Source organism: Rhodoblastus sp. (assembly GCF_041915505.1).
Taxonomy (GTDB): domain Bacteria; phylum Pseudomonadota; class Alphaproteobacteria; order Rhizobiales; family Beijerinckiaceae; genus Rhodoblastus.
In genome coordinates this window covers 1-5,420 of sequence record NZ_JAYSBG010000246.1, presented here as the reverse complement: position 1 = coordinate 5,420, position 5,420 = coordinate 1, and the positions used below count along the sequence as shown (strand labels likewise).

General features: G+C 62.5%; 6 protein-coding genes and 1 riboswitch. Of the genes, 3 read left to right on the top strand and 3 right to left on the bottom strand.

Annotated features, from left to right (window positions below):
• Positions 1–492: Spy/CpxP family protein refolding chaperone (locus ACE3S9_RS14190; protein ID WP_374547127.1), on the top strand; the 492-nt coding region annotated here is incomplete at its 5' end.
• Between the two features lie 35 nt (positions 493–527).
• Positions 528–815, top strand: coding sequence for a hypothetical protein (locus tag ACE3S9_RS14185; protein WP_374547126.1), 288 nt, complete (start codon positions 528–530; stop codon positions 813–815).
• A 137-nt stretch (positions 816–952) separates the two neighbouring features.
• Here the strand turns inward: ACE3S9_RS14185 and ACE3S9_RS14180 are convergent, their stop codons facing one another.
• Positions 953–1,684: a tetratricopeptide repeat protein gene (locus ACE3S9_RS14180; protein ID WP_374547125.1), complete on the bottom strand. Its 732-nt coding sequence runs from the start codon at positions 1,682–1,684 to the stop codon at positions 953–955.
• A gap of 246 nt (positions 1,685–1,930) precedes the next feature.
• A riboswitch (TPP riboswitch) is annotated at positions 1,931–2,034 on the top strand.
• A 45-nt stretch (positions 2,035–2,079) separates the two neighbouring features.
• Between ACE3S9_RS14180 and thiC the strand changes: the two genes are divergently transcribed.
• Positions 2,080–3,915, top strand: a complete 1,836-nt coding sequence (gene thiC / locus ACE3S9_RS14175) for a phosphomethylpyrimidine synthase ThiC (RefSeq protein ID WP_374547124.1) — start codon at positions 2,080–2,082, stop codon at positions 3,913–3,915.
• Positions 3,916–3,946: 31 nt separating this feature from the next.
• On the opposite strand, the gene hpnI is transcribed toward thiC, so the two are convergent.
• Together hpnI and ACE3S9_RS14165 are read right to left on the bottom strand one after the other, a co-directional pair.
• Positions 3,947–5,188 (bottom strand): bacteriohopanetetrol glucosamine biosynthesis glycosyltransferase HpnI, encoded by a 1,242-nt coding sequence (gene hpnI, locus ACE3S9_RS14170; RefSeq protein ID WP_374547123.1) that lies wholly within the window; start codon positions 5,186–5,188, stop codon positions 3,947–3,949.
• 16 nt (positions 5,189–5,204) lie between these two features.
• Positions 5,205–5,420, bottom strand: a 216-nt coding sequence (locus tag ACE3S9_RS14165; RefSeq protein ID WP_374547122.1) for an ABC transporter substrate-binding protein, incomplete at its 5' end; no start/stop codon positions are given.

Below are 5,420 nucleotides of genomic sequence, written 5' to 3'. Positions count from 1 at the left end.
CGGATAGCGGCTGAAATCATGAAGGGCTCCATGAAACGATATGTTCTCACCGCCGTGATGGCGGCCTCGCTGGCTTTTCCCTTCGCCCGTCCGGTCCTGGCCGAGCCCCCGGCCGATGCGGCGGCGCAGGCCCAGCAGGCCGAAGCGGATCGCCTGACCCTGATCGACGCCCGGATCGCCGCCGTGAAGGCGGGCCTGCAATTGACCCCGGCGCAGGAAAAGGACTGGACCAATCTGGAGCAGGTCGTCCGCGGCGTCATCGCCGCCCGCGCCACGCGTCAGGTCGCCGCCATGAAAGAGGCCGCCGCTTTTCGCGAGTCGGATGACGTTGTCTCGGGCATGAGGCTCGCCGCCAAGGATTTCGTCGCGCGCGGCGAGGAATTGCAGAAGGTCGCCGACGCCGCCGCGCCTCTGTTCGCCAGCATGGACGCCGCCCAGAAACATCGCTTCGCCACGCTGCTGCATTCCTTCGCGCCCGTCGCCGCGAAATGAACGCTTCCGCGCCCGAAGCTTGGAAAGAGGTTGAAATGCGTCACAGATTTCTCGCGGCCGGCGCGGTCCGTCTTTGCGCCATTGCGGCCCTGGGCGCGGCCCTCATCGTTCCGGCTGGCGCCCAATCGAGCCTGACCGTGCATCCGCGCAAGGGCATTCCGCTGCCCTCCTATGTCACGTCGAGCGACGCCTGGCTTAACCCCGGCAATGTCCCGACCCAGCCCGAGATCGACCGCTCCAATAATTATTCGCGGCTGGTGGAGGATCCGATCGGCAATATCGTCCCGGTCGGCCCGGATTACGGCGGAATGCCCTGGAACTAACGGGCCGCCGCGGACCGGCGGGTAGTGCCTCAGTTTGAATTCTGAGATTCCCGCAATGACGGCCTTCCGCTCGAAGGAGACCTTGATCGCATCGCGTGCTGGCGCTGCGACGACTCTCCGACGAGTTGGCTAAGGCTTTAAGGTGTCACGCCTGTCTTGGAATAGATTTCCTCTATGTTCGGGAGCAGTTTTTTCGCTTGAGCGATGTCCGCCATCCCACCAACTTTGTCGCCTGTGCGAAGCTTTGCAATTCCCCGCCCATAATAGGGAGAAGGCATGACTGGCGCGAATTCGATCGCTTTGTCGAAATTTGCGATCGCGTCATTGTATTTTTCAAGCTTTATATAGATGAATCCAAGACTGTCCAGCGTCGGCGGGTTGTTGGGATTTTGTTTCGTCGATTCGGAACAGTCATTTAGGGCAAGCTCCAATCGCCCAGCCAACATATGCACCCAACATCTATCGTTCCAAGCATCAGTCAGTGCTGGGTTTAGGCGAAGCGTTTCGTTCAAGTCTTGCAGCGCGAGAGCGTCTTGTCCGTTTCGATGGTAGGCGCCCGCGCGTTTGTGAAATACTGACGCCGCCGTCGGATCCAAGGCAATCGCAGCATTAAAATCGTCGATTGCCTTGTCATAGGCGCCTTTCCGATCATAGGCAAAGCCGCGATGAGTGAGCAGCATCGCGCGTTGTCTTGGAGGACCATCTGCCCGGTTGATCAGGATGCTGCACGCTTTGATTGCTGGTTCCAACGATGCGGGCGCCGCCAAACACGTTGTCCAGTCGGAGGCAAAGTCTTCGCCCGCCAAGCATTGTGTGGCTGTCATCGTTAATGCTGCCACAGCGACCGAACGAATTGTTTCGAGCCTCATCAGCGTGTCCATAGATTCTGAAACTGATTAACCGGCGACACGGCTAAAGTCGGGGTAACTTGGGTGAGTTAACCGAGATTATCTAATTGTATCGCGCCTCTACCTTAAGGTCGCATACCGCTCAATTTTCCCAAACGATGATTTTTCGGCGATGTCCGCTTTCCGCCGTGAACGGAAATTTAAACTGAGGCGCTACCGGCCGGCGCCCAAACTTGCGCCGGCCCGTCTTCCCTGCTAGCGTCGTCAGTTCAAGCCATGGGGTGCTGTCCTCGCATGCGAGCGGCGGCTGAGATCATACCCATCGACCTGATCTGGATAATGCCAGCGCAGGGAAGGCGTGCGGCCGGGCCGCGTCTCTTTCTTGCGTCATAATCACGCACGCACGGGAGAACGCGATGAACGTCCATTCCAAAAACGTCCGCAGGCCGGAAAGCGTCACCACCGGCCCTCTGCCCGGCTCCCGAAAAATCTATCTTTCGCCGGCCTGCTCGCCCGACATGCGCGTGCCGGTGCGGGAAATCCCGCTCGACCCGTCCTCGGGCGAGGAGCCTCTGCGTGTCTATGACCCGTCCGGCCTCTATACCGAGGCCGATCCACATATCGATCTCGCCGCCGGCCTGCCTCAGATCCGCGAAAGCTGGGTCGCGCGCCGCGACGGGCTCGAAACCTACCAGGGCCGCGCGGTCAAGGACGAGGACAATGGCCATGTCTCGGCCGACGCTCTGGTCGCGCCCTGCCCGGCCGCGCGCATCCTGCGCCGCGGACGTGACGGCGGGCTCGTCACCCAATACGAATTCGCCCGCGCCGGGATCATCACCGAAGAAATGATCTATGTCGCCCATCGCGAAAATCTCGGCCGCGAGGCGGCGCTGGCCGGCGCGGCGGAGCGCATCGCGGATGGCGAAAGTTTTGGCGCCGAAATCCCCCCCTTCGTGACGCCGGAATTCGTGCGCCAGGAAATCGCGCGCGGACGGGCGATCATTCCGGCCAATATCAATCACACCGAATTGGAGCCGATGATCATCGGCCGCAACTTCCTGGTGAAGGTCAATTCCAACATAGGCAATTCCGCCGTGACCTCCTCGGTGGCCGAGGAAGTGGAGAAAATGGTCTGGTCGATCCGCTGGGGCGCGGATACCGTGATGGACCTCTCGACTGGCCGCAACATCCACAATATCCGCGACTGGATCCTGCGCAATTCGCCGGTTCCAATCGGCACCGTGCCGATCTATCAGGCGCTGGAAAAGGTCGGCGGTGACGCGCTGAAACTCGATTGGGAAGTGTTCAAGGACACGCTCATCGAACAGGCCGAGCAGGGCGTCGATTATTTCACCATCCACGCCGGCGTGCGGCTGGCGTATGTGCCGCTGACCGCCAGCCGCGTCACCGGCATCGTTTCGCGCGGCGGCTCGATCATGGCGCGCTGGTGCCTCTCCAAGCACCAGGAGAGCTTCCTCTACGAACGCTTCGACGAGATTTGCGACATCATGCGCAAATATGACGTCTCGTTCTCGCTCGGCGACGGCTTGCGGCCGGGCTCCAACGCCGACGCCAATGACGCGGCGCAATTTGCCGAACTGGAGACGCTGGGCGAATTGACCAAGATCGCCTGGGACAAGGGCTGCCAGGTCATGATCGAGGGCCCCGGCCATGTGCCGATGCACAAGATCAAGCACAATATGGACAAGCAATTGCGCGAATGCGGCGAGGCGCCCTTCTATACGCTCGGGCCGCTGACCACCGATATTGCGCCCGGCTATGACCACATCACCTCGGCGATCGGCGCGGCCATGATCGGGTGGTTCGGCACCGCCATGCTCTGTTATGTCACGCCGAAGGAACATCTCGGCCTGCCGGACCGCGACGACGTCAAGACCGGCGTCGTCACCTATCGCATCGCCGCCCACGCGGCCGATCTCGCCAAGGGTCATCCCGGCGCGCGGTTGCGCGACGACGCCATGAGCCGGGCGCGGTTCGACTTCCGCTGGCAGGACCAGTTCCATATCGGCCTCGATCCCGAAACCGCCCTGCGCTTCCATGACGAGACCCTGCCCAAGGAGGCGCATAAGGTCGCGCATTTCTGCTCGATGTGCGGGCCGAAATTTTGCTCGATGAAAATCACGCAGGATCTGCGTGTTGAAGCCGCCGCAATGATCGCGGCCGAGCAGGGAATGGCGGAAAAGAGCGCGGAATTTCTGGAAAAGGGCGCCAAGCTCTATCTGGAAAGCTGACGCCTGATAGAAAAGGCCGAAGCCAAAGGTCTTAAGCGACCTCGGCTTCGGCGGCCTCTCCATCGACACCGACCGGCTCCATCACGCCATCCTCGCCCAAAGCGTAGTCGCGGCCGCGCCAATGCACTTGGCCGGGGACGAAACTGCCGAGGAAGATCGCGAAGCTGAACAGGTCGCGCACCGGACCGAGCCAAAGCGGATGCCGGCAGCCCGCCGCCTCGAACCGTTCGTCAACCTGATCCTGCAGGATGGTGCGGCACAATAGAGCCGCGCCGGCCAGCACAGCCGCCTCGGGGGCGAAGCCGCTGGCGAGCAAAGCGAGCAGCGCCCAGCCGACCGGAAAAGTGACCGCCGTGCCGAAATAGCCGGCCGGATTGAGCGAACGAATGGTGCGAGCCCAGCGCATGTCGCGCCGCCAGACTTCCGAAAATTCGGTTTCGGAATGGGCGTGACCGACCACGAAATCGGCCAGGACCACCTGCAGCCCGCGCTCGCGTACGGCCTCGCCCAACGCGTAATCGTCGGCGAGCTGGTCCTTGATCGCCGCGAAACCGCCGATGGCGTCGAGCGTGCAACGGCGAAGGGCGATGGTCGCGCCAATGCAGGGCTCGGCCATTTTCAAGGACAGGCCGGTCAGCACATTGGGCAGGAAGCCGTAATCCACCCCCATCGCGCCGATCCGCGACCACAGCCCGGCAAGCGGCATGCCGCGATAGAGGCAGGTGACGATGCCCACGCCGGGCCGCTGCAAGGCGGCGGCGAGCCGGCAGAGATAATCCGGCGCGACCATGATGTCGCTGTCGGCGATTACCACCAATTCATTCTCGATGCGCGACGACAGATTGATCAGATTCGAAACCTTGCCATTGGTTCCGTGCTGGGCGGGATCGACCACCAACTCCACCGTGAGCTTGCCGGCCGCGCCCTCGATCCGACCGGCGCGCACGGCCGCGACAAGGCGCCGCGCCACCGCGGCCGCCGGGTCGTCCGCATCATGCACGCCGAACAGGATCTGCACCGGCCCGGCGTAATTCTGCCGGCAGAAGCTCAGGAGGTTGTCGTAAAGGCCCTCTTCCGCGCCATAGAGCGGCTTGAGGACCGTGACGCCGGGCGATTTCCAAGGCTTGACGGCGGCTTCAGCCGCGCGGAAGCGCCTGACGCTGGCGACGGCCAGCAAGGTGTAAAGGCAAGAGACGATAGCGAGGACGAAAAAGGGCGCGGCGATCGGCGCCGCGCTCACCCAATCCGCCAAATCGCTCCCGAGCTGGACCATCTCACATTCCAATCGTTCAAGGCGCCAGATAGGACTCGGTCCGCTGGCGCAAGGTCGCTTTCGATGAGGCGAAGCCGCTGTCGCCGAGGCCGCGCAGGCCGCGACGCCATTGCGCCAGTTCGCTGATCGAGCCATCGGCCAGAATGTCGCCGATCTTCCAGCCCTGATCCGTGCGCCGCACGACATAATCGAGCGGCATGGGCGGACCTTCCGTGAGGAGCACGCGGGTCGT